The sequence below is a fragment of the Bacillus sp. MD-5 genome, from assembly GCF_002201875.1.
GTDB classification, from domain to species: domain Bacteria; phylum Bacillota; class Bacilli; order Bacillales; family Bacillaceae; genus Bacillus; species Bacillus stercoris.
On sequence record NZ_CP021911.1, the window covers coordinates 3382850 to 3404232 of the forward strand.

The following is a 21383-nucleotide window of genomic DNA, read 5'->3' on the forward strand; positions in this document are numbered from 1 at the left end:
AGATTTCATGTAATCATAGAAGAAAAAGAAGGCAAATGAAAAGCCGCCCCGAAAGCGGGACGGCTTTTTCACTTTATACTCGCAGAAACTTGCGGATGGAAGTCAGACTTCCCCATACTCCAATTACTGCACCGATTGCAATCAGCACTAACGAAACTTGGAATACAAATGGATTATAAGGAAGAAGAGAGACAAATGATCCTTGAACCTTTGGAACGACCCATCCGATGACGTATTGGTACGTACTCAGCACCAATGCAATCGGGATCACAGAACCGAATACGCCTAGAAGCAACCCTTCAAGGAAAAACGGCCAGCGGATAAACCAGTTTGTCGCGCCGACAAGCTTCATGATTTCAATTTCTTTTCTTCTTGCGAAAATTGTAATTTTAATGGTGTTGGAAATTAAGAACATCGCCGTAAATACCAGTCCGATAATTAACGCGATTCCGATGTTGCGGGAAACGCCGACTACTTTAAACAAACGGCTGACCTCTTCTTTTCCGTAAGTGACTTTATAAACATGATCCATTTTTTCGATCTTTTTCGCCACGTTCGGCGTATCATGCGGATCTGTCGTTTTGACGACAAACGCATCATTAAGCGGGTTTTCCTGATCCTTCATCGTCAGGGATTTTCCGCTGTCGCCAAAGCTGTCAACCAGCTGGTCAAGCTCTTTTTCTTTAGATGAAAACGTAACACTCTGAATGCCCTTCAGTTTCTTAATATCGTTCTGAAGCTTGTCCTGCGCCTTCTGATCTGCAGTCAAATCAACCAACACTTTGATTTCGACTTGTTTCTCAGCATTCGTAGCCATGTTATTCAAATTCAGCATAATCACTAAAAACACGCCGACCAAAATCAGCGTAACGGTTACAGCACTAATGGATGCGAATGTCATCCATGTGTTTCTCCCGAGAGATTTAAAACTCTCACGCAAGTGGCGCCCGAGAATTTTAATCATATGAACCATACTCCCCTCTTGACTCATCACGCACAATGATACCATCTTCGATTGCAATGACACGTTTCTTCATGGTGTTTACGATTTCTTTATTATGTGTCGCCATCACGACTGTTGTCCCGCGGTTATTAATTTCCTCCAGCGTCTTCATGACTTCCCAAGACGTATCCGGATCAAGGTTCCCTGTCGGTTCATCAGCAATCACAACATCAGGGTTGTTCACAATTGATCTGGCAATAGATACACGCTGTTGCTCCCCGCCTGAAAGCTGGTCAGGAAATTGTCTCGCTTTATGCTTCAGCTGCACGAGATCAAGCACTTCAAGCACCCGTTTTTTAATGACAGACGGCTGTTCTCCAATTACTTCAAGGGCAAATGCCACATTTTCAAAAACAGTAAGTTTCGGCAAAAGCTTGAAATCCTGGAAGACAACGCCGATTTTACGGCGCACGAAAGGTATCTCTTTTTCTTTAATTGCCGCGAGATCTTTATGATTGATTAAAATTTGTCCTTTTGTCGGTTTTTCTTCTCTGTAAATCATTTTAATAAAAGTAGATTTACCCGCTCCGCTCGGACCGACAACATACACAAACTCGCCGGGATGAATGGCAACAGAAACCCCATTGAGCGCTTTTACGCCGTTCGGATAGGCTTTATATACTTCCTTCATTTCTATCATGAAATCACCTAATCTTTTATATCATTTTATCTATCACACGGTCATACTCTTCGAATGCATTCGACAATTTATGACCCATTCATTTGTAAAAAGATGAAAAATCTGAAAGTTTCCTTTTTCAATACACTTCATTATACGTCAAATTTAGACATAATACTATTACAGTTTCTTTTCATTCATATTGTTAAGGTATAAAAAAATCCTTGCCAGCACTCGGCAAGGATTTTCTCATCTTACTTTTTTTCTGACAGCCATTTGGCAATAACAGCGGCTTCATTATCATTTACAAGCCCCTTTGGCATATTGCCGCGGCCGTTTTTAATAATGCTTTCAATTTTGTGTTCGTCATATTTGCCTCCGACCTCTTGGAGATTAGGTCCTGACACACCTTCTAAATCCTTGCCGTGGCAGCCAACGCAGCTTTGCTGATATAATTCTTCCCCTTCAGATGCAGTGGCTTCCGTCTTGCTGCCGGTGTCTGTCTTCTCTTCTTTTGCATCGTTTGAACCGCAGGCAGCCAACAGAACAGAAAGCGCAAATCCAAGCATTAGTATCGATAACTTTGATTTCATGTTGAGAAGCACAACTCCTTTACGATCTCTTCCATATTATAACCTCGTTTAAGCGCGTTTGAAACCCTCGCCCAGCACCTCGCTCGCGTCTGCTACAATCACAAAAGCAGACTCATCAATCTGTTTGACGATTTGTTTCAATTTGGTGAATTCAGTTTGCCCCACCACGCACATTAAAATCGGACGGTCATCGTCGGTATATCCGCCAACTGCTGAAATTTTCGTCACGCCTCTGTCAATCTTCTGTAAGACAGCCTCCTTGACCGCCTGCTCCTGCTTTGTAATAATGAGTGCCATTTTGGAACGATTAAAGCCGACTTGCACAACATCAATGGTTTTGCTGGACACATAGACGCCAAGCATGGCATATAAGCCTTGCTCAATATTAAATACGATCATAGCGGTAATAACGATCATTCCGTCAATGATAGCAAGACACTTCCCCAATGACAGGCCGGAGTACTTATGAATGATCTGTGCAGCCAAGGCTGTTCCTCCTGTCGAACCTTTCCCTAAGTACACAATGCCAATTCCGACACCTATCCCGACACCGCCAAAAATTGCCGCTAAGAGTTCATGGTGAGTGGCTGGCTGAATATCCCTTGTCAAAAACACTACTAGCGGCAAAAAAACAGAACCTGCAAGCGTCTTTAGCCCAAATTTCCCGCCGAGCAAAATGACACCCGCAATAAATAAAGGAATATTAATAATCCACTGTACATACGCTGCTTCAAAACCGTATGATTGTAAAATCGTACTGATCCCGCTGACCCCGCCGGCGGCGATCTTGTTCGGAAGCAAAAATACATTAAAGGACACGGCTGTAATCGCTGCTCCTATCAGTATGTATACATAATCCCGCAAAATCCATAATGTTTTATTCCGTACGTCCATCAAAATATCCTCCGTTTCTTCCAATGCTCTCCGATAGCATTTTAATCCTTCCCTGATTAGATGTAAATAACACCCAAATACAGTGGTAATATGCTAAAGCAGCAGTGAAATCAAGGATATGAGGAATAAAAAAACACACCCGTATGCATCAGGTGTGTTTTTCAGCTTAGGAAAGCTTAGAACGCAGGTAGGCATCAATAAATGTATCAATGTCACCATCCATTACAGCTTGAACGTTCCCCATTTCTGTATTAGTCCGATGGTCTTTTACCATGGAATACGGGTGGAATACATAAGAACGGATTTGGCTTCCCCAGCCGATTTCTTTTTGTTCACCGCGAATTTCATCCAGCTCTGCCTGCTGCTCTTCAATTCTGCGCTGATACAGCTTGGCCTTCAGCATTTTCATGGCTCTTTCACGGTTTTTAATTTGTGAGCGCTCCGTTTGGCACGTCACAACCACATTCGTTGGCAAGTGAGTAATCCGAACGGCTGAATCTGTCGTATTGACGTGCTGTCCGCCCGCTCCGCTGGCACGGTACGTATCAACTTTAATATCCTCCGTACGGATATCAATATCGATCTCATCGTTAAATTCAGGCATGACTTCACAGGACACGAAAGACGTGTGGCGGCGGCCTGATGAATCAAACGGTGAAATCCGCACGAGACGATGGACACCTTTTTCCGCTTTGAGATATCCGTAAGCGTTGTGTCCTTTGATTAGCAATGTCACTGACTTAATTCCCGCCTCGTCACCTGGAAGGTAATCGAGCGTTTCCACTTTAAAGCCGCGGCGCTCTCCCCATCTTGTATACATTCTAAGAAGCATAGAGCCCCAGTCCTGTGACTCTGTACCACCAGCACCTGGGTGCAATTCTAAAATCGCATTATTTTTATCATACGGCTCGCTGAGAAGAAGCTGAAGCTCAAACTCATTGAACTCTTTTGTTAATGATTTTAGTTCTTTTTCAAGCTCAAGCTGGATATCTGAGTCCGGCTCTTCTTTCAAAAGATCATGAGTCATTTGTAATTCTTCGTGGGATTCATTCAATTTTTTATACGAATTGACATAATCCTTTAAACCATTTGCTTCATTTATAACCGTTTGAGCTTTTTGCTGATCATTCCAGAATTCCGGGTCAGCCATTTGTTCATCTAGCTCAGCAATGCGGGCCTCCTTTGATTCGAGGTCAAAGAGACCCCCTAAAGTCCGCTAAACGAGAAGCCATATTTTCGAGCTCTGCTCTGATTTCTGATAATTCCATTTCATTCACCTCATTAAAAGATCCGCAGGCGCCTGCAGGCGCCGCGGTCAATAAACGTGCCGGAACGAACTATTCAGTACGGCCGCAGCAATTTTTGTATTTTTTCCCGCTTCCGCAGTGGCATGGGGCATTTCGGCCGATATCAACCACTTTTCGAACCGGTGCTTTCTTTGCTTTTTTGTTATCGTCGCCTTCTTGCGGCTGATGGGCCGTGGTTTGGCCTTGTACAACCTCTTCACGCTCCAGATTGTTTTCAATCTCAGCTTTCATCACAAATTTTGCGACTTCATCCTCAATTGATTCAATCATATGCTCAAACATCGCAAAGCCTTCCATTTGATACTCACGCAGCGGATTCGTCTGCGCATAAGCACGAAGGTGAATCCCTTGGCGAAGCTGATCCATCGCATCGATATGATCCATCCATTTAGAATCAACGGCACGAAGAACGATAACTTTTTCGAATTCACGCATTTGCTCTGTGCCGAATTGCTCTTCCTTCGCATTATATTTCGTGATGATGCGATCCATAATGAGTTCAAGCATTTCATCCGGCTCTTTGCCGAAGATGTCGCTCTTCTCAAGTGCGCCTTCATCAAGATAAGTCGTGTTGATGAGCTCAACTAGACCGTCAAGCTTCCACTCCTCAGGAAGCTCTTCTCTTGGCGTGTAGGCTGCAATTGCGCGTTCGAGAGAAGACTTAATCATATTTTCAACGATTTCACGCAGGTTTTCAGAGTCAATGACTTCAAAGCGCTGCTTATAAATGACCTCACGCTGCTGGCGCAGAACATCATCATATTGCAGAAGTTGCTTACGCGAATCGAAGTTATTGCCTTCAACTCGTTTTTGAGACGATTCAACCGCGCGAGATACCATTTTGCTTTGAATTGGGGTAGAGTCGTCCATTCCGAAGCGGTCGAGCATTGCCATTGTCCGCTCAGCTCCGAATCTGCGCATCAATTCGTCTTCCATAGAAAGATAAAATTGAGTGATCCCCGGGTCTCCTTGACGTCCGGAACGTCCTCGAAGCTGATTGTCAATCCGGCGTGATTCATGTCGTTCTGTTCCGACAACAGCGAGTCCGCCAAGCTCTTTTACACCTTCGCCAAGCTTAATGTCCGTTCCGCGCCCCGCCATGTTAGTCGCGATCGTAACTGCGCCTTTTTGGCCGGCCTCTTCAATGATCTGCGCTTCACGTTCATGGTTTTTGGCATTTAACACTTGATGCGGGATTCCTTTGTTTTTAAGCAGCTTAGAAATCAACTCAGATGTTTCAACGGCAACCGTACCGACAAGAACTGGCTGTCCCGTCATGTAACGCTGTGCGACATCCTCCGCAACCGCCTTAAACTTTCCTTCCATCGTGCGGTAAATTAAATCCGGGCGGTCATCACGGACAACAGGCCTGTTGGTAGGGATCGTGACAACCTGCATGTTGTAGATATTGCGGAATTCTTCTTCCTCTGTCTTTGCCGTACCGGTCATACCGGCAAGTTTTTCGTACATCCGGAAGTAGTTTTGGAACGTAATTGTCGCCAAGGTCATGCTTTCGTTTTGGATTTCAAGCCCTTCCTTCGCTTCAATTGCCTGGTGAAGCCCCTCACTGTAGCGGCGGCCTTTCATCAGACGTCCCGTAAAGGAATCAACAATAACAACCTGTCCGTCTTCCACTACATAGTCAACGTCCTTTTGCATCGCAACGTGAGCTTTTAGGGCCTGGTTGATATGGTGGTTGAGCGCGACATGCTTCACATCAAAGAGGTTATCGATGCCGAACGCTTTTTCCGCCTTCGTCATTCCTTCTTCAGAAAGCTGTACAGCTTTTGTTTTGATATCGTACGTGTAATCCTTCTCCGCTTTTAACGTACGGACAAAAGCATTTGCCTGTACGTACAGCTTAGTGGATTTTGCAGCTTGTCCAGAAATGATAAGCGGTGTTCTCGCTTCATCAATTAAAATAGAGTCAACTTCATCTATTACCGCAAAATGAAGCGGGCGCTGAACCATCTGCTCTTTATAAAGAACCATATTGTCACGCAAATAGTCGAAGCCAAGCTCATTGTTTGTGGAATAAGTGATGTCAGCGGCATAAGCTTCCCGTTTTTCGTCTTTTGACATTGAGTTTAAATTCAAACCGACAGTCAAACCGAGAAACTCGAAAATTTTACCCATCTGCTCAGCATCACGGCTTGCCAAGTATTCGTTGACAGTCACAATGTGTACACCTTTACCTGTTAGCGCATTTAAATAAACAGGCAGAGTTGACGTTAACGTTTTCCCTTCCCCTGTTTTCATTTCCGCGATATTTCCGTCATGAAGCGCAACGCCCCCCATGAGCTGGACTTTGAACGGGAACATGCCTGTTACGCGGCGCGAAGCTTCCCGAACAACAGCGAATGCTTCAACAAGAAGATCATCCGTTGTCGCCCCTTTTTCAAGGCGCTCTTTAAATTCAATCGTTTTATGTTTCAACGCGTCGTCAGAGAGATTTTCATAGTCTCCGCGAATCGCATCAATATCGTTAGCAATTTTTTCGTATCTATTCAGCGTACGTTTTGTTGGATCAAACATTTTATTTAAAATTCCAAGCATTTATAACGCTCCTCTATCATCACATGCCTATTTTAGAGGCATGTATAAATAATTTACTAGTCCATGTATACCTCTCATTATCATATCATACCTTTTGTTATTTCCAAAGAATTTGCAAATAAGAAAAACAAAAACCTTCCGCGGACATCACGGAAGGCTTCTCTTCATTATTCAGTCGGTTCAATTAAGCCATATTTCCCGTCATTTCTGCGGTACACGACATTTGTAAGGTTTGTTTCCGCATTTGTGAAAACAAAGAAATTATGGCCGAGCATATTCATTTGCAAGATCGCTTCTTCACTATCCATCGGCTTTAAATTAAAGCGTTTCTGACGGACGATGTCCAAGCTCTCCTCCTCTTCTATATCATCTTGAACCGCAATATCTGTATCAGAGCCAAAGCCGCTGGCTAATAAATATTTCGGAGAGCCCTGCTCACGGAATTTACGGTTTACTTTCGTTTTATGCTTACGGATTTGACGTTCCAGTTTGTTTGTTGCGAGATCAATTGCGTTGTACATATCCTCGTTATGCACCTCGGATCGAAGCGCCAGATCTGTCATCGGAATCGTAACTTCAACCTTAGACTCCTTGTCATTGTAAAACTTCAAGTTGACGTTCACATCGGCATTCACGCTATGGTCAAAATAACGCTCCAGCTTGCCGATTTTCTTTTCGACATGATCCTTTAACGCAGGTGTCACTTCAATATTTTCTCCTCTGATGTGATAGTTCATCAAAGAACGCCTCCCTTTTATTAAGGATATGTATCTATTTCTCTTTTACCCTTTACAATTCCTGCTGAAACATAAATCTTTTGTGAAAATTCAGTGAACTTTGTCGAATATTGTTTGTATTTGCTGCTAATGGCGGTTCGGAGGTATATGTATATGCTGATTGAACAAAACAAATACCTCACACACGCCTAATTGATTAAAAAGGGTTCCATACATTGATGAATAGACAGCATCCATTTTCTATAGTGAATCAGAAAATGTTCTTTTAAATACTCGCAGAACTCATGAGAGGGAAAAGAGAAAGAGACCAATTGATCAAACTCTGCAAAAATTTGGTCAAATGCTTTCACACAAATTTCAGCACATCGCGTATCCATAATGAAGAGAAGCGTTGAATGTGTTGAATCCAAATAAAAAAAGGCTTGGATCAGATCTTGATAGATCCGATCCCCTTCTGTTTTTGATAAATTCTCTTCAGCCTCTATCAAATAACATAACCCTTCTTCAATGGTAAAAAGAAGATGATAATAAGCTGATAAAAGCGTATAATCTTCAATGCTCTTCAAGGCACTCACCTATTTACGCTTGTCATAATATGTGCCGTCAATCGTAATGTTGTTATATGGATTTAAATACGTCGTATGCATCACACGTTTTCTTTTCATCTGCTGAAGTTCTGTTGCGATTGACTGCTTCAGTCTTTCCATTTCCTTCACAATCAGCTGATCCCATGTCAAGATAAGTTTCATCTGCTTTCGCTCTTCTTCTGAAAGCGGCAGAGATATCTCCTGAATCAGTTCAGACCGTGTAGCCACAAAGTCTTCAATTTGCTTTAAAAGTTCATCGCTTTCCGGCGTATTTTGTATGTGTGGCAGCATACTCTTCGTCTCAGTGTATAGTTGATCTATGTTATTCATGCGATCCCGCCTGATCCGTGCCGGTCCTTCCGTTCACTTTGAATGGCTTGTTTCCAAGCATCGCGAAAATCTGTTACATAACCTTCAACCTCAGCCAGCATGCCCGTATCATTTTTGATATTTGCCTGTACCAATCTGCGATACATATAATCGTACATCGCACCCATAGAAGCGGAAAGCTCTATATTACGGTTAAGTGTAAAATTTAATTCCTGAATAATATTTTGCGCTTTAATCAGATTTTCATTTTTACGTTCCATATCATCATTCTCAATGGCCTGAGAGGCAAGTCTTATAAATTTCAAACAGCCATTATACAGCATAAGCGTCAGCTCACCGGGTGTAGCCGTATTCACTGAATTTTGCTGATAGGCTGTATAAGGATTTTGGATCGCCATGTGTCATCCTCCAAATTACATTTATTGTGCAAGAAGCTGTGATAAATAGGACGATTGTTCGTTCATTTTTTGAATCGCAGAATCCATCGCACTAAATTTTGTATAGTAGCGGTTTTCTATCGCGTTCAACCGGTCCTGCATTTTGATGATATCAGTGCTGATTGTGTTTAAATTTTTACCGATCGAGTAGTTATCGGCGCCCATTGTCGAGTTGCCGGCTTTTGCTTCAATGCTTTTCACCGTACTTTTCAGTGTGTCACCGATGCGTTTCATAATCCCTTTATCACTATAGGCGCTGCTGTTCGTTCCGTTTGTAAATAAAGCGGCGACACTTTGCGGATCTTCTTGTATTTTGGCTTTCAGTTTGTCTTCATTAATCTCCAAATGTCCTCTCAGTTGGTAAGTACTTGAAGTTGTGATACCAAATTCAGTTAATTGAAGGTTTTTACCATCAACATTTACTTGAGTATAAAAATCCGTCCGCATTTGGTTCGTACCTGTGCTGATGCTGCTATCATTTCTCAGCAAACCGCTTTTTGCCTTCTCTTCCCAGAGTTCTACCTCTTTATCGGACATGGCTTCTTTTTGTTCACTCGTCAGCGGCGTATAGTCTCTGTATTTTTCTTCTTGCAGCTTTTCGTTCAGGCTGTCAACCAATTCATTGTATTTATCCACAAACTCTTTAATTTGGTTGTAAATCCCGTCAACATCAGTTGAAACAGATGTGGTAACAGGGCCTGTGGCTGCAGTTGTATTTTTGATCGAATACGTAACGCCATTAACTGTGAAATTATTTGACAGCTTCTCCATTTCAAAGCCGTTGATCGTGACTTTTGCATTCGTTCCTTCTTTGTAAGCAGTAATCTTATTATCAGCGTCCAAAGAAAAACCTAGCTGACCGGACATAAAATCTGCTGTAGAAGCGTCTGCTGCCTGTATGCTGCCTCCTGCGCCTGTTGCTTTAGAAGAGAATGCAATCGTTTCCACATACTCTGTTCCATTCCAAATTTTATCTTTAAATGCTGATACGCCTAGATCTGAGCTGTTCAGTTTAGAAATCACATTATCAATCGTATCAGCGCTCGTCACACTGATGTTCACTGTTTTTGCCGTTGTCTCGCCAGGCGCAACAACGTTAAATGCCAAATTATAATCGCCTTGTGTGTATCCCGTATAATTATTTGCCTTATACGTTGCTGCGGTTGCCAAGCTCGCTACTTCAACAGTAGAAGAAGAGTTTGGCGCACTTGAGCTTCCTGTAGCAGTTAACACAGATTCATTTGAGCTTGTCACAGTTTTGCCCTGATACGTACTCGGATATGTCAGCTTATTTTTAGACATATAATCTTGGAATTCTTTTATTTTTGTATTTACTTCACGATAGCTGTCACGCTGCCATTCAAGAGTCTGTTTTTTTTGTGTCAGCCTGTCAAGCGGTGCTCTTTCTGTCTTCATCAGCTTTGAGACGATATCATCTATATCCATTCCTGACGCCAGACCTGTTATTCTCGTGACCATTTCAAACCACTCCTAATCTACTTTTTTTCATCTACAAATAACCCAAGATATTCAGTCATAGCCGCATAAAAATCAAGCCACCGTTTTGGCGGAATTTCGCGGATGACCTCATTTGTAGAGTCCTCTATTACTTTTACATAGTATTCATTTAACTTCTCATGAAGCTCAAACTTGAGGTGCACTTGCGAAGGTTCCAAAAGCTTGTTCATTTCCCCAACCATTTCAGAAAGGTTGGTAAATGAAACTTGATGAACAGGAACTGCATTCTCATTGTCTTTCTGATTATGTATTTGAGTATCGTAACGATCCCAAACAGGTTGTAACGTAGTGAGCCTTTCAATGTTCAATTGATCATCCCCTATGCCCCAATCTATCGTTTATATCGACTGAGTTGAGATAAGATTACACATATTTTTGGAAAAAAACTCATCTGTTTTAATTTCTTGTTCGGAAATGCATTTATAAAAAATCAGTGGAGAGAATCCAGTTATTATATCATGAGTTAGAGAAAGCAAGGAGAATGATTCGGAGTTAGAAATATAATAAAAGACCTTGGCAACGCCAAGGTCTTCTTTAAAATTAACGTAACAATTGAAGTACGTTTTGCGGCTGTTGGTTCGCTTGAGCAAGCATCGCTTGAGAAGCTTGAGAAAGAATGTTGTTCTTTGTGAACTCGCTCATCTCTTTAGCCATGTCAACGTCACGGATACGAGACTCAGCAGCAGTTAAGTTTTCAGAAGAAGCACCAAGGTTGTTGATTGTGTGCTCTAAACGGTTTTGCACTGCACCAAGTTTACCACGCTCAGAAGATACTTTGTTAATTGCAGAATCTACTTTAGTTAGAAGCGCATCTGTGTTAGCTGCCGTAGCTGTTGTTACTTTGTAATCTGCTTTTAACATGTCAAGACCTGTAGCAGCAGTACTCATATCTCCAATGCTAACTGTTAATTGTTGACCTTTGTTGGCACCGATTTGGAAAGTGAATCCATTTGTCTCCGTACCATCAAGAAGGTTTTTACCGTTAAAAGCTGTACGTTGAGAAATTCCATCTACCTCATCAAGAAGGTTATCAATTTCATCCTGAATTGCTTGAAGGTCTGTCGTTGCATCTTGAGTACCAGTGTTACCCGCTTGAACAGTTAACTCACGAACACGTTGAAGAATTGAGTGAGTTTCAGTCAATGCACCCTCAGCTGTTTGGATAAGAGAGATTCCGTCTTGAGAGTTTTTAGAAGCCATATCAAGACCTCTGATTTGTCCTCTCATTTTTTCAGAGATCGCAAGACCTGCTGCGTCATCTCCCGCACGGTTGATACGAAGACCTGAAGAAAGTTTCTCCATGTTCTTTTGTGCTGCACCGTTGTTTGAAGACAAACGGTTCAATGTGTTAAGTGCTGCGATATTGTGGTTAATTCTCATTTTTATTTCCTCCCTGAATATGTTGTTTAGGCACGTCCTTGTGCCTCAATTTTGTAATCGGCGGAGCCATTTGTACCCTCTCCCGGCTACATCATTAATATCGGATTGTCTCTGATTTTGTTAATACAAAAATAAAAAAATCCTCACTTTTTTTGTGAGGATAATGCGGAGATCATATCGCTGGATAACGACGCCGCACGGTTATTTTCTTCCTGAATGGTTAAATAAATCTCTTTCCGATGAATATCAATATGCTTTGGGGCTTCAATTCCAAGCTTCACTTGATCCCCCTCAACCGCAATCACTTTCACTTCAATATCAGTGCCTATTTGAATCGCTTCGTTTATTTTCCGCGATAAAACTAGCATGATTCTCCTCCAATCAGATGCTTTGTCGTATATGAGGAGTCGTGTAAAACGACTTGCTTAGCCATCATGTTCTTGCGATTCACAATTATGGGAGCCAATAAATTCGCAGTAGACTTTTCGAATGGCTCTGCCATGGTCAGTATTGTCATGACTTCTACGTCTTGAATATTATCGATCTCCAAAAGTTCAGCAGTTGATTCATCAAGGTCAAATTCATAATTCTTAAAGAAGATAAACGGACTTACAACGATGAACGCAAGATTTTCTGAAGTGACGGACTGCAGTGCCACGAATGGAGAGTCTTCTGAAAGCGGAAGAATGACGAACTGTTTTTCTTCTAAAAAACCTGGAATTCCGTTTTCAAAAAGAATGATTTGTTCTTCTTTTACGTTCATTTGGCCATGGTACTTCGTATGAATGATCATTGTTCACGATCCTTTTCTTTTTACTTTTCGGGTGATTCTTTCGGGTATTCTACATCTATATTTAAATCAGGGTATTGGAGCATGTCAACCTTAACATTTCCTGGCGTATATTCAACAATAGGCTTATGCGGCTCGGCCTGAATAACAGGCTTTCGCGGCGTAATCTGAACATCGAGCTGTGACGGAGTATATTGTATTTTCACTCTCGAAAGAGAAGGAGCATAATGTTCGCCTAATTGAATTTGGTGCATCTCAGAGTTCCTCCTTGCTTGTGAAGCGATTGGGTTCCCCTTATTTTCAATTCTCATAAGCTCGTCTCCCTCTTCGGCAGTACGGGCTATCCCCTCCATTACATCCTCATGTCCTTGTTGGGCGGCTTCTTCAATTCTCTTGAAAACATGCTTTCTGTCTAATTCTTCCCATGCTTGTGTCTGGTCAATCGTGAGTTTTCCAGGTGTCACCGATATTTCCATTTCCGCACTCGGCTGTTGGATCTCAAGATCGGCTTGCGGCTGCTCCATTTTTAAGCTGGCGGGCGTCGTTGTTAAACCTATTTTCCCTTGAACACTATGCATAATCAATCTGGGAATCTGCATCACTCTACCTCCTGAACTATAAAAAAAGCGAACTCCTAAGAGCCGCTTACTTTAAAAAGTCAATCAATGTAGGCTGAACAATTTGCGCATTAACAGCCAGAGTTGCCCTGTGCACACTTTGCTGCGCAATAAATTCAGTTATTACTTCTTCCAGTTCTACATCTTCATTGTCTGACAACACTTTGGTAGCTGTTTCTTCTTGAGCTGAAAGTCTTGTATTAACCAGTTCAAGACGATTATATCTCGCTCCAAGATCAGAACGTTCAGCGCTCATGCCGTCAGAAAAATGATCAATATCATCTAAAACACTGTCCATGCCATCTAGCGAGCCAGAACTTAGTGCTTTCTCAAAAGAATCAAGCATTTCAAATACATTCTGTCCGCTTTCAGAAGTGCCTCCAAAAGCTGACTTTGGATCTGAGTTCACTTTCAATGACATATTATTTGATATATTGACTACGACATCAGCTGTATCAGAAATTGTATAAGTTCCGTCTCCGTTATCTGTAACCGGAGGCTTATCTGAATTTGTCCCGTTAAAGATATATCTGCCGTTCACTTGTGTATTCGCAATATTTAAAAGCTGTTCCTTTAGCTGCTTCACTTCTACGCCAATCGCTTGCCGCTCCGCCTCGCCGTTTGTATCATTTTGAGCTTCAACCGCTAATTCTCTGACCTTCGATAGGATGTCAATTCCTTCTGTAATGTTTGTTTCAGTGTTTTCGAGCCAGGTAAAGGCTTGAGAAGCATTGCTTTTATACTGCTGCACTTGAGACAGTTGCGTATTATACTTTAAGCTTTTCATTGCTACTACAGGATCGTCGGAAGCCTTTGAGATTTTTTTTCCTGAAGAAATCTGTGACTGGAGTTTATCCAGCTTCGAGTAGCTCGAACCGATATATCTCAGTGAGTTTTGCTGTATCATGCCTTGTGTTACTCTCATATGACTTTACCTACCTTCCCCCAACACCCATGCCGTTGATCACTTTATCAAGCAATTCGTCTTGTAAAGTCACCATTCTTGCAGCTGCATTGTATGCGTGTTGGAATTGAATCATATTGGTCATTTCTTCGTCTAAAGAAACTGCGCTCATTTGCTGACGGTTTATGTCTGCATCATTCAGCTGTGTTTCTGTATTAGACGCCAGCCGATTAGCCTCTTGAGCTTCGATCCCTAGCTCGCCAATCAGACCCGCATAATAATCTAACACACTAGTTTCTTTGCCGTTAATGGTTATTTTGCCGGTTAAAACATTTGCTAATTTTGTAGCATTGGCGTTATCGTTTGCTGAACCAGTCAGTGAGAAAGCAATGTTTGCGCCTTTTGAATCTATTATACTGTCAGCCACTTTAATCTTGCCCGCCGCTCCCTTTGCAGGTTCAGTTTCACCGCCGGTAAAATCAAAAAAGTCTCCGCCTTGTTCACCGCTCTTGGTCAAACCATTTCTGTGCACTTCATTGAAAGCTTTGGCAAATTCAAGCGCCATATTGTCAAGATCAGAAAGCATTTCTGGGTATACGCCCTTTTCTTGACCGTCTGCTGTTATATACCCGTAAGACTCTATAAATCCTAAAAGAGATCCCTTGCTGCTGAAGGACTCCGCCTGCACAGCTTTATCTCCGATTGAAATACTTGATACTAAACCAGTTTCATTATCATAGTTGGCTGTAAGTTCTGAAACCTCGTAATTTTTACCGTCCAAAACAGTTCCAAGCGACTGTTTATTTTTATCAAGGATTTCAATTGATACAGTTCCCTCAGCAGACGAAAGTGCATTCCCGCCTGATTTGTTATAGCTGACTTTGATATCAACCATTGAGGATAATTTATCGATCAGTAAATCTCGCTGATCATATAAACCATTCGGAAGAAGCCCGACCGGTTCTACTTGTGCAATTTGCTTATTTAAACTGTTTAATTGAGAAAGCAGAGAATTGACATCCAACACAGTTGTATTTAACTCCGCTTTTAAATTCGATTGAACATTTGTAAGTGATTCAGAAATATAATTAAACGTTTCAGCTACAGCTTGTCCTTTTCGAGCAACAACAGAACGTGCACTTTCTTCATTAGTATTATTCGATAATTCCTGCAGGGAATCCCAAAACGAATTCAGCACACTGTTCAAGCCGCTGTCATCCGTTTCATTTAAAACGCCTTCCATTTGCGACAGCGCTTTAGCTTTCGTGTCATAGTATCCGGCACTGTTGTTTTGAAGACGGTATTGATAATCAAGAAAGATATCCCTTATTCTCTCAACTGACTTTCCTTGAACACCTGTACCCATTTGTCCAGCTGTTTTTTCTGCATTTTTGGATACCGCAGGGAAATAGTCAGTTGCCTCCAATGAGACCCGCTGTCTTGTATAACCATCAGTATTGGCATTTGCCACGTTATTTGCAGTCGTGCTTAACGCTGCCTGCTGAGCGCTTAACGCCCGCCTTGCAGTTTCAAGCCCCATAAAGGTAGATGTCATTTTCTGAATTCCTTTCTGCTAAGCTTTTGAATCAAAAAGTTTCATTCGGCTGCTCTTCGGCAGCTCAGCTTTAATTGATTTGCTGTAATTGAAGTTATTTTCCTTAGGAACCAGCATATCGTACGAAATAGAGATGAATTGCAGCGCGTCTCTTGTCAGCTGCCTATTCATCTCATTTACTTTTTTCAGACGTCCGAGAACTGTAGAAAGAGATTCGTATAGTTGTTCCAGCTCTTCCCTTTCGCTGCCTGAGGTTTTGGCGATACATGCGGTAATGGTGTTATTTTCGCTGTATCCGAGAAAGGCGGAGGTTGCTTTGATCCGGTCATCTTCTGTCTGCGTGATCGCTTGAATATATTTTTGCTCTTTTGTCAAAAGGTTTGAAAGCTCCTTTGTTTTGCCGGCTTTGAGCGCTTCCGTCTTTTCTTCAGACAGCGTGAGCAGGTGCTCATGCAGAACGCAAAGTCGCTTCAATTGTTCAATAATGGCCTTTGCTGACATGGGCTTTCTCCTTTTTATTGTTTTTTATAAAAATTAATCATATTTTTCGCTATGTGATTTGCGTCTACTTTGTATGACCCGTTTTCGATTTGCGCTTTAAGCTGCGCAATTTTTTCCTGTCGTGAACCAGCGACTGCGTCGGATGCATTTTGCATTTCTTTAGCCTGTGACGAAATTTCAATTTTATCTTGAGGCTGTGCAGCAGTTTTTTGCACCGCTTGCTTTTCATAATTTTTTTGATATGGATTAACGGATTGTGTTCCAAATTGATTGATTTTCATAGGATTCCTCTCGCTTTCCGTTGCAGTCTTTAAACAATCTTAACCCTTTTATCGACTGCGTTTTCAGTTAGTTTAGGGAATCAGCTGTTTTTGGTATTATAGGCATAGTATGTGTCTTTTTTACTATTTTCTTTCTCGATTTTCAGAGCGTCCTCGTGGTTCAAATGATCCATTTGAGCCTTGATATCGGACTGGCAAGCCTTGCAGAACTTGCCTTCTCGAATCGATGTTCCGCACCTTTCACAAGGGTATGCCAAATTAGGAAGATGAGTGATCTGAATTCGCTTCTGCCTGATGAATTTCAATATCAGCTCTTCTTCCACACCTGTTTCCTCAGTTATCCGGTTCAAAGTTGATTGCCGATTTTCCTGCTTTCTTAAAAATTTATAAACAGTCTCAAATGATTTTTCTTCTTCCTTAATACACGCCTGACATACGGTTTGCAGCTTTGTCTTTAAAAATAAAGTATTACATTTCGGACAATTCGCCAGTTCTCCCATCTTTTTTTCTCCTTATTCGATAATATGCCTGTGTCAATTTCTAGTGATTATATCGGCATAAAAACAGAATCATTTAGCTTCTGATTAAGGTAAAAGATGCCACTGAAGCGGCTTTTCCTTTTTCTAATAAGCAGCGCGCTGCAAAATGCAAAGTGGCGCCTGTTGTATAAAGATCGTCTATTAAAATGATATTCATACCTTCTGCTGAATTGTTTTTCGTATCAAAAATACGCGCGGAAAGCAGGCGTTCTGTTTTCTTTTTCTTAGACTGTTTCTCATTATTCAGGCGGATGAGGGGATGGTGGATGGGCCTGCCTAAACATTCTGCCAGGAGCTGTGCCTGGTTAAATCCGCGCTCCTCTTCCCGTTCCTTGCTTAGCGGAATAGGAACAAGAACAAAATGCTTATCGGGGTAAACCTTTGAAAAGGTTGAAGAAAAATCGCTTTTAACAGCATTTATAATTTCTGCATCTCCTCTAAATTTAAAACGGGAGAGCGTTTCTTTCATCATATCATTATATGTGTAAACTGAACGATTTTGGCGGAGCAGCAAGCTGTGACTGATCCTTAATTTCCACGCCTTACAATCCCTGCATACCGCATAAACGGATTGAGGTCTGCCGCATATGGTGCAGATATGTCCTGTAATTTTTTTCAATTTGCTTCTGCAGGAATGACAGACCTTTTCGTCAGGCTTTAATAAAAAAAGAGCTCTCCATGTAACAGCTTGAGAAAATTGCGAATCGCATAGCAGACAGATCAGTTTATGAATGCCTCCTCCTGCTTTGTTTGGCATAAATCGCTTGGACTCTCTGATACCACAGCTGCAGATTCAGCCAAAATGACAAGCATAGCCGTATTTTTTTGTTTATCTACCATCTCTGCTTTCGTATATGCGATCTTTTTAAGATCAGTAACGTAGGATGGTCTCACTTTGTTTAAAGAAAGTGCCAGTACATCGTTTTGGCATACTTGGCACGTGCAGGCCATGTGAAGCTGGTCCATATAACGGTCGAGCAGTTCTTTCATTACGATTTCTTTTGAATTGACAAGCATTTTTACAGCTCCTCATCATCGGTTATATGAGTATACTGTACCACGTTTTCAAATAATGGCTAGTCTGTTCATTCATTTTTTGCTGCCAAGCCGTTCATTTCTTTTATATGCTTTTTTGCATCGAGCATACTCTTTGTTTTGCCATAGTGAAAGAAAATGACATCGCCGTCTGCATGCTCTTTATGCCGGCCAGTTCTTCCTGCGATTTGAATAAGTGCGCTTTCCGTAAAGATAGGAGATTCCGCTCCTAGTACACCTGTTTGCACCTTGGGAACCGTAACGCCTCTTTCCAGTATTGTTGTTGTGATTAATAGATCGAGCTGACCATCTCTGAATCGCTGCACTTTCTCCTTTCTATGCTTGTCTTCCGCATGCACCGTCGCGGTTCGGCAATTAACATCTTTAAAGCTCGCAGCAGCCTTTTCTAGAATAGAAACGGAGGGAACGAATAAAAAAACAGGCGTCCCTTCTTTCACATGAAACTCTATCCATCTTTTCACCGCTGGCGGAATTTTATTTCGGTTTAATTTCTTCTTCCAGTTTCCACACCATACAAAGCGCGGTTCGGGTAAAGGTTGCCGGTGGTGTCTTGCGGGGATGCGAACTGAATGTAACTGTCCGTTCCGCGCTTTTCTTTTTAATTCTTTAGGAGGTGTTGCACTTAAATAAACGAGGGTGCTGTTTTTCTTTCTTGCTTTTTGAACAGCGAATTGAAGGGTTTGATCAGCAGAATACGGAAAAGCGTCAACCTCATCAACGATCATAACATCGAATGCATCTTTATATCGCAAAAGCTGATGCGTGGTGGAAATCATGAGCGGAGATAGCCGCCCTTTGTCATCGCTTCCTCCGTAAAGCGCTGAAATGTCAGCACCCTGAAAGGCAGCCTTGAGTCTTGGAGCAAGCTCTAATACAACATCGGTGCGAGGAGTTGCAATACATACACGCAGTCCTTGATTTAACGCTGATTCTATACCAGGAAATAGCATTTCTGTTTTGCCAGCGCCGCAAACCGCCCAGATGAGGAGCTCTTCTCTTTTTGATATTGCTTCAATTAAAATATTGGCGGCTTTTTGCTGTCCGCTTGAAAGCTTGCCATCCCATATCAGCTTAACAGACTTCCAGTTTTGTTTATCTCCATCTTTCCATGAATATAAAGGAACCTCCTCACTCACTCTACCCATCATGACACAGGAACGGCAATACAGCTGATCTTTTCCAAATGAGTGATAAAAAGAAAAATACCACTTATCAGTTTGGCCGCACCTATTACATCTATAGCCCCGTTTATTTATTGATATAGAATTTTCAGCGGTGATATAGCCATTCTTGATATGCCATTCAATCATCTCATCGGAAAATGGGAGCTCAGTCCTGAGCAAATGACGGCTTTGAAGCGTCTGCTGCAATTCTCTAGAAAAGGAAATGTGCTTTTCAGTTGGCACCTTCACATAGCACCGCCTCCTTTCGAGACAGTATGCCTGAATGAATAGTTTCTGTCGAACAATCAAAATAGAAATATAAAAAAATCTCCGTTGCTAAAACGGAGATTTGGCCTTATTTAAAACACCAGCAAATTCCTAGCGCACCTTCACCCAAATGAGTGCCGATTACCGCGCCAAAATAGCTGTTATAAAATTCAACATGAGGATATTTTACAGAAAGCTCTTCAATGATTTTCGCTGCTTCTTCCTCGCGATTAGCATGGATAACAGCAGCGCGCATAGGCAACCCTTTGCTCGCATCTTCGTCTAAAAGCTCATAAATTCGCGAAATTGCTTTTTTACGTGTGCGAATCTTCTCAAAAGGCACAATTACCCTATTGTCAAAATGAAGGATAGGCTTTACCTTTAGAAGACTACCAATGAAGGCTTGGGCGCTGCTTAATCGCCCGCCGCGCTGAAGGTGAGCTAAGTCATCTACCATAAAATAAGCTCGAACTGTTTTTTTCATTTCTTCCAGTTCTTTTATAATATCTTCCGGCGATGATGCTCCGTTTTTAATTAATTCAGCGGCTTTAAGAGCATAAAAGCCTTGGGCTAAACAGCTTATCTCTGAATCAAATGGATACACATCAATATTGTCGACCATTGAATCAGCCGTTGCCGCACTGCTGAATGTTCCGCTGATCCCGCTGGAAAGATGGATACTGATGACCGCATCATAAGATTTGCCAAGCTCTTCATACAACGCAACCAGCTCGCCGATTGGCGGCTGAGAAGTCGTCGGGAGCTCATTATGTTTTTTTACTTCTTCGTAAAAGCTTTTCCAGTCCAACTCAATTTCTTCACGGTAAGTCTCCTCCCCAAAAACAACCTGGAGAGGGATCATATGTATCTGATGTTGTTCACGCATTTCTTTCGGAATATATGCCGTGCTGTCTGTTACGACTGCAATATTCATAGCTTCGATACCTGCCTTATTGCTTTATAACTCTATTGTAAGGGAAACGGCAGCCTAAAAAAAGACCTGCCTAGAAAAAGGCAAGTCTCCTAATATACTATCTCATTTCTACCCAGCCATTTTTAATGGCGACCACAACGGCTTGCGTCCGGTCGTTCACATTCATTTTTTGTAAAATATTGCTCACATGGTTTTTAACGGTTTTCTCACTGATAAACAATGATTCACCAATTCCGCGGTTGCTTTTTCCGTCTGCAAGCATCTGCAGCACTTCACATTCCCGCCTAGTTAGAATATGTAATGGTCTGCGGATTTCAGGGTAAACCTCGTGTTGAGGATGTGCAGAAACTCCGCTTGTTGCAAGACGGCGGAATTCGTTAACGAGGTTATGCGTAACCTTCGGATGAAGGTAAGAGCCGCCCTCGGCAACTACTTTAACCGCTTCAATTAATGTATCAGCATCCATCTCTTTCAGCAGATAACCTCTTGCACCTGTTTTCAGGGCATGTGTTACATAATTTTCGTCATCGTGAATTGATAGAATAATTACTTTAGATTCAGGATACAGCTCAACAAGCTGTTTTGTAGCTTCCACACCATTTACGTTTGGCATATTGATATCCATGATCACAACATCAGGATGATAGTGCTCAACAATACGAGCCGCTTCGTCTCCGTCATCACCTTCGGCTACCACTTCAAAGGTAGGTTCAAAATCCAATATCCGTTTAACACCTTCACGAAATAACTGATGGTCGTCGATAATAACAATGTTTACTTTAGTCACAAGCCACGCCTCCTTGTATTATTGTTCT

At 41.9% G+C, this 21383-nt stretch carries 26 protein-coding genes; all 26 read right to left on the reverse strand.

The window, feature by feature from the left end; all coding sequences use genetic code 11:
* Positions 1-73 precede the first annotated feature (73 nt).
* The gene (gene ftsX / locus CDO84_RS17115; protein ID WP_040082504.1) at positions 74-964 is read right to left on the reverse strand and encodes a permease-like cell division protein FtsX; all 891 of its coding nucleotides are present in this window, start codon (positions 962-964) and stop codon (positions 74-76) included.
* Positions 957-1643: a cell division ATP-binding protein FtsE gene (ftsE, locus tag CDO84_RS17120; protein WP_014665539.1), complete on the reverse strand. Its 687-nt coding sequence runs from the start codon at positions 1641-1643 to the stop codon at positions 957-959. The genes ftsX and ftsE overlap by 8 nt, the downstream gene beginning before the upstream one ends.
* Positions 1644-1876: 233 nt before the next feature.
* On the reverse strand, positions 1877-2215 hold the full coding sequence (cccB, locus tag CDO84_RS17125) for a cytochrome c551 (protein ID WP_014665540.1): 339 nt from the start codon (positions 2213-2215) through the stop codon (positions 1877-1879).
* Positions 2216-2263: 48 nt separating this feature from the next.
* A complete protein-coding gene (locus tag CDO84_RS17130) occupies positions 2264-3109 on the reverse strand; it encodes a YitT family protein (protein WP_040081675.1) in 846 nt (281 codons plus the stop codon).
* Between the two features lie 166 nt (positions 3110-3275).
* Positions 3276-4377, reverse strand: a protein-coding gene (gene prfB, locus CDO84_RS17135) for a peptide chain release factor 2 (protein WP_156122879.1) whose coding sequence is annotated in 2 segments (ribosomal slippage) — positions 3276-4304 and positions 4306-4377 — 1101 coding nt in all. Because the reading frame shifts where the segments join, the coding sequence is not laid out codon by codon here.
* Between the two features lie 69 nt (positions 4378-4446).
* Positions 4447-6972: a preprotein translocase subunit SecA gene (gene secA / locus CDO84_RS17140; protein ID WP_040081672.1), complete on the reverse strand. Its 2526-nt coding sequence runs from the start codon at positions 6970-6972 to the stop codon at positions 4447-4449.
* A 167-nt stretch (positions 6973-7139) separates the two neighbouring features.
* Complete coding sequence (hpf, locus tag CDO84_RS17145; protein ID WP_014665545.1) at positions 7140-7709, reverse strand: ribosome hibernation promotion factor; 570 nt, start codon at positions 7707-7709, stop codon at positions 7140-7142.
* 188 nt (positions 7710-7897) lie between these two features.
* A complete protein-coding gene (locus CDO84_RS17150) occupies positions 7898-8275 on the reverse strand; it encodes a DUF8042 domain-containing protein (RefSeq protein WP_014665547.1) in 378 nt (125 codons plus the stop codon).
* A 9-nt stretch (positions 8276-8284) separates the two neighbouring features.
* Positions 8285-8626, reverse strand: coding sequence for a flagella biosynthesis regulatory protein FliT (gene fliT / locus CDO84_RS17155; protein ID WP_040081670.1), 342 nt, complete (start codon positions 8624-8626; stop codon positions 8285-8287).
* Positions 8623-9024: a flagellar export chaperone FliS gene (gene fliS, locus CDO84_RS17160; protein ID WP_014481041.1), complete on the reverse strand. Its 402-nt coding sequence runs from the start codon at positions 9022-9024 to the stop codon at positions 8623-8625. The genes fliT and fliS overlap by 4 nt, the downstream gene beginning before the upstream one ends.
* Before the next feature lie 21 nt (positions 9025-9045).
* Positions 9046-10542 (reverse strand): flagellar hook-associated protein 2, encoded by a 1497-nt coding sequence (locus CDO84_RS17165; protein ID WP_040081669.1) that lies wholly within the window; start codon positions 10540-10542, stop codon positions 9046-9048.
* Between the two features lie 17 nt (positions 10543-10559).
* Complete coding sequence (gene flaG, locus CDO84_RS17170) at positions 10560-10889, reverse strand: flagellar protein FlaG (protein ID WP_014665550.1); 330 nt, start codon at positions 10887-10889, stop codon at positions 10560-10562.
* Positions 10890-11121: 232 nt separating this feature from the next.
* On the reverse strand, positions 11122-11961 hold the full coding sequence (gene hag, locus CDO84_RS17175) for a flagellin Hag (RefSeq protein WP_014115342.1): 840 nt from the start codon (positions 11959-11961) through the stop codon (positions 11122-11124).
* A gap of 143 nt (positions 11962-12104) precedes the next feature.
* Complete coding sequence (gene csrA, locus CDO84_RS17180) at positions 12105-12329, reverse strand: carbon storage regulator CsrA (RefSeq protein ID WP_014665551.1); 225 nt, start codon at positions 12327-12329, stop codon at positions 12105-12107.
* Entirely contained in the window at positions 12323-12754 is a 432-nt protein-coding gene (gene fliW, locus CDO84_RS17185; protein ID WP_040081668.1) for a flagellar assembly protein FliW, read from the reverse strand. Before fliW ends, csrA begins: the two co-directional genes overlap by 7 nt.
* 20 nt (positions 12755-12774) lie before the next feature.
* Positions 12775-13350 (reverse strand): DUF6470 family protein, encoded by a 576-nt coding sequence (locus CDO84_RS17190; protein ID WP_014665553.1) that lies wholly within the window; start codon positions 13348-13350, stop codon positions 12775-12777.
* 46 nt (positions 13351-13396) lie between these two features.
* The gene (flgL, locus tag CDO84_RS17195; RefSeq protein ID WP_040081667.1) at positions 13397-14293 is read right to left on the reverse strand and encodes a flagellar hook-associated protein FlgL; all 897 of its coding nucleotides are present in this window, start codon (positions 14291-14293) and stop codon (positions 13397-13399) included.
* Positions 14294-14303: 10 nt separating this feature from the next.
* Entirely contained in the window at positions 14304-15827 is a 1524-nt protein-coding gene (gene flgK, locus CDO84_RS17200; protein WP_040081666.1) for a flagellar hook-associated protein FlgK, read from the reverse strand.
* Between the two features lie 18 nt (positions 15828-15845).
* Positions 15846-16328 carry a flagellar protein FlgN gene (flgN, locus tag CDO84_RS17205; RefSeq protein WP_014665556.1) on the reverse strand — a complete coding sequence of 161 codons (483 nt, stop codon included), beginning with the start codon at positions 16326-16328 and terminating at the stop codon, positions 15846-15848.
* 14 nt (positions 16329-16342) lie between these two features.
* Positions 16343-16609, reverse strand: coding sequence for a flagellar biosynthesis anti-sigma factor FlgM (gene flgM, locus CDO84_RS17210; protein WP_014665557.1), 267 nt, complete (start codon positions 16607-16609; stop codon positions 16343-16345).
* Positions 16610-16689: 80 nt separating this feature from the next.
* Positions 16690-17109 (reverse strand): TIGR03826 family flagellar region protein, encoded by a 420-nt coding sequence (locus tag CDO84_RS17215; protein WP_014665558.1) that lies wholly within the window; start codon positions 17107-17109, stop codon positions 16690-16692.
* A gap of 73 nt (positions 17110-17182) precedes the next feature.
* On the reverse strand, positions 17183-17905 hold the full coding sequence (locus tag CDO84_RS17220; protein WP_040081665.1) for an amidophosphoribosyltransferase: 723 nt from the start codon (positions 17903-17905) through the stop codon (positions 17183-17185).
* Positions 17869-18165: a late competence protein ComFB gene (comFB, locus tag CDO84_RS17225; protein ID WP_014665560.1), complete on the reverse strand. Its 297-nt coding sequence runs from the start codon at positions 18163-18165 to the stop codon at positions 17869-17871. The genes CDO84_RS17220 and comFB overlap by 37 nt, the downstream gene beginning before the upstream one ends.
* Positions 18166-18233: 68 nt before the next feature.
* On the reverse strand, positions 18234-19616 hold the full coding sequence (gene comFA, locus CDO84_RS17230; RefSeq protein WP_040081664.1) for an ATP-dependent helicase ComFA: 1383 nt from the start codon (positions 19614-19616) through the stop codon (positions 18234-18236).
* A 106-nt stretch (positions 19617-19722) separates the two neighbouring features.
* Positions 19723-20568 carry a DegV family protein gene (locus tag CDO84_RS17235; protein WP_040081663.1) on the reverse strand — a complete coding sequence of 282 codons (846 nt, stop codon included), beginning with the start codon at positions 20566-20568 and terminating at the stop codon, positions 19723-19725.
* A gap of 97 nt (positions 20569-20665) precedes the next feature.
* Positions 20666-21355: a two-component system response regulator DegU gene (gene degU / locus CDO84_RS17240; RefSeq protein WP_003219701.1), complete on the reverse strand. Its 690-nt coding sequence runs from the start codon at positions 21353-21355 to the stop codon at positions 20666-20668.
* Between the last annotated feature and the right edge of the window lie 28 nt (positions 21356-21383).

Excerpts from the sequence above, each read along its gene's own strand:
- ftsX (WP_040082504.1), bottom strand. The coding sequence starts at position 964 with ATGATTAAAATTCTCGGGCGCCACTTGCGTGAGAGTTTTAAATCTCTC.
- CDO84_RS17235 (WP_040081663.1), bottom strand. The coding sequence starts at position 20,568 with ATGAATATTGCAGTCGTAACAGACAGCACGGCATATATTCCGAAAGAA.
- hag (WP_014115342.1), bottom strand. The coding sequence starts at position 11,961 with ATGAGAATTAACCACAATATCGCAGCACTTAACACATTGAACCGTTTG.
- fliS (WP_014481041.1), bottom strand. The coding sequence starts at position 9,024 with ATGGCGATCCAAAATCCTTATACAGCCTATCAGCAAAATTCAGTGAAT.
- fliW (WP_040081668.1), bottom strand. The coding sequence starts at position 12,754 with ATGATCATTCATACGAAGTACCATGGCCAAATGAACGTAAAAGAAGAA.
- flgN (WP_014665556.1), bottom strand. The coding sequence starts at position 16,328 with ATGTCAGCAAAGGCCATTATTGAACAATTGAAGCGACTTTGCGTTCTG.
- CDO84_RS17190 (WP_014665553.1), bottom strand. The coding sequence starts at position 13,350 with ATGCAGATTCCCAGATTGATTATGCATAGTGTTCAAGGGAAAATAGGT.
- secA (WP_040081672.1), bottom strand. The coding sequence starts at position 6,972 with ATGCTTGGAATTTTAAATAAAATGTTTGATCCAACAAAACGTACGCTG.
- hpf (WP_014665545.1), bottom strand. The coding sequence starts at position 7,709 with ATGAACTATCACATCAGAGGAGAAAATATTGAAGTGACACCTGCGTTA.
- CDO84_RS17220 (WP_040081665.1), bottom strand. The coding sequence starts at position 17,905 with ATGCCAAACAAAGCAGGAGGAGGCATTCATAAACTGATCTGTCTGCTA.
- CDO84_RS17165 (WP_040081669.1), bottom strand. The coding sequence starts at position 10,542 with ATGGTCACGAGAATAACAGGTCTGGCGTCAGGAATGGATATAGATGAT.
- CDO84_RS17215 (WP_014665558.1), bottom strand. The coding sequence starts at position 17,109 with ATGGGAGAACTGGCGAATTGTCCGAAATGTAATACTTTATTTTTAAAG.
- flgL (WP_040081667.1), bottom strand. The coding sequence starts at position 14,293 with ATGAGAGTAACACAAGGCATGATACAGCAAAACTCACTGAGATATATC.
- ftsE (WP_014665539.1), bottom strand. The coding sequence starts at position 1,643 with ATGATAGAAATGAAGGAAGTATATAAAGCCTATCCGAACGGCGTAAAA.
- csrA (WP_014665551.1), bottom strand. The coding sequence starts at position 12,329 with ATGCTAGTTTTATCGCGGAAAATAAACGAAGCGATTCAAATAGGCACT.
- comFB (WP_014665560.1), bottom strand. The coding sequence starts at position 18,165 with ATGCTTGTCAATTCAAAAGAAATCGTAATGAAAGAACTGCTCGACCGT.
- flgM (WP_014665557.1), bottom strand. The coding sequence starts at position 16,609 with ATGAAAATCAATCAATTTGGAACACAATCCGTTAATCCATATCAAAAA.
- CDO84_RS17130 (WP_040081675.1), bottom strand. The coding sequence starts at position 3,109 with ATGGACGTACGGAATAAAACATTATGGATTTTGCGGGATTATGTATAC.
- fliT (WP_040081670.1), bottom strand. The coding sequence starts at position 8,626 with ATGAATAACATAGATCAACTATACACTGAGACGAAGAGTATGCTGCCA.
- flgK (WP_040081666.1), bottom strand. The coding sequence starts at position 15,827 with ATGACATCTACCTTTATGGGGCTTGAAACTGCAAGGCGGGCGTTAAGC.
- cccB (WP_014665540.1), bottom strand. The coding sequence starts at position 2,215 with ATGAAATCAAAGTTATCGATACTAATGCTTGGATTTGCGCTTTCTGTT.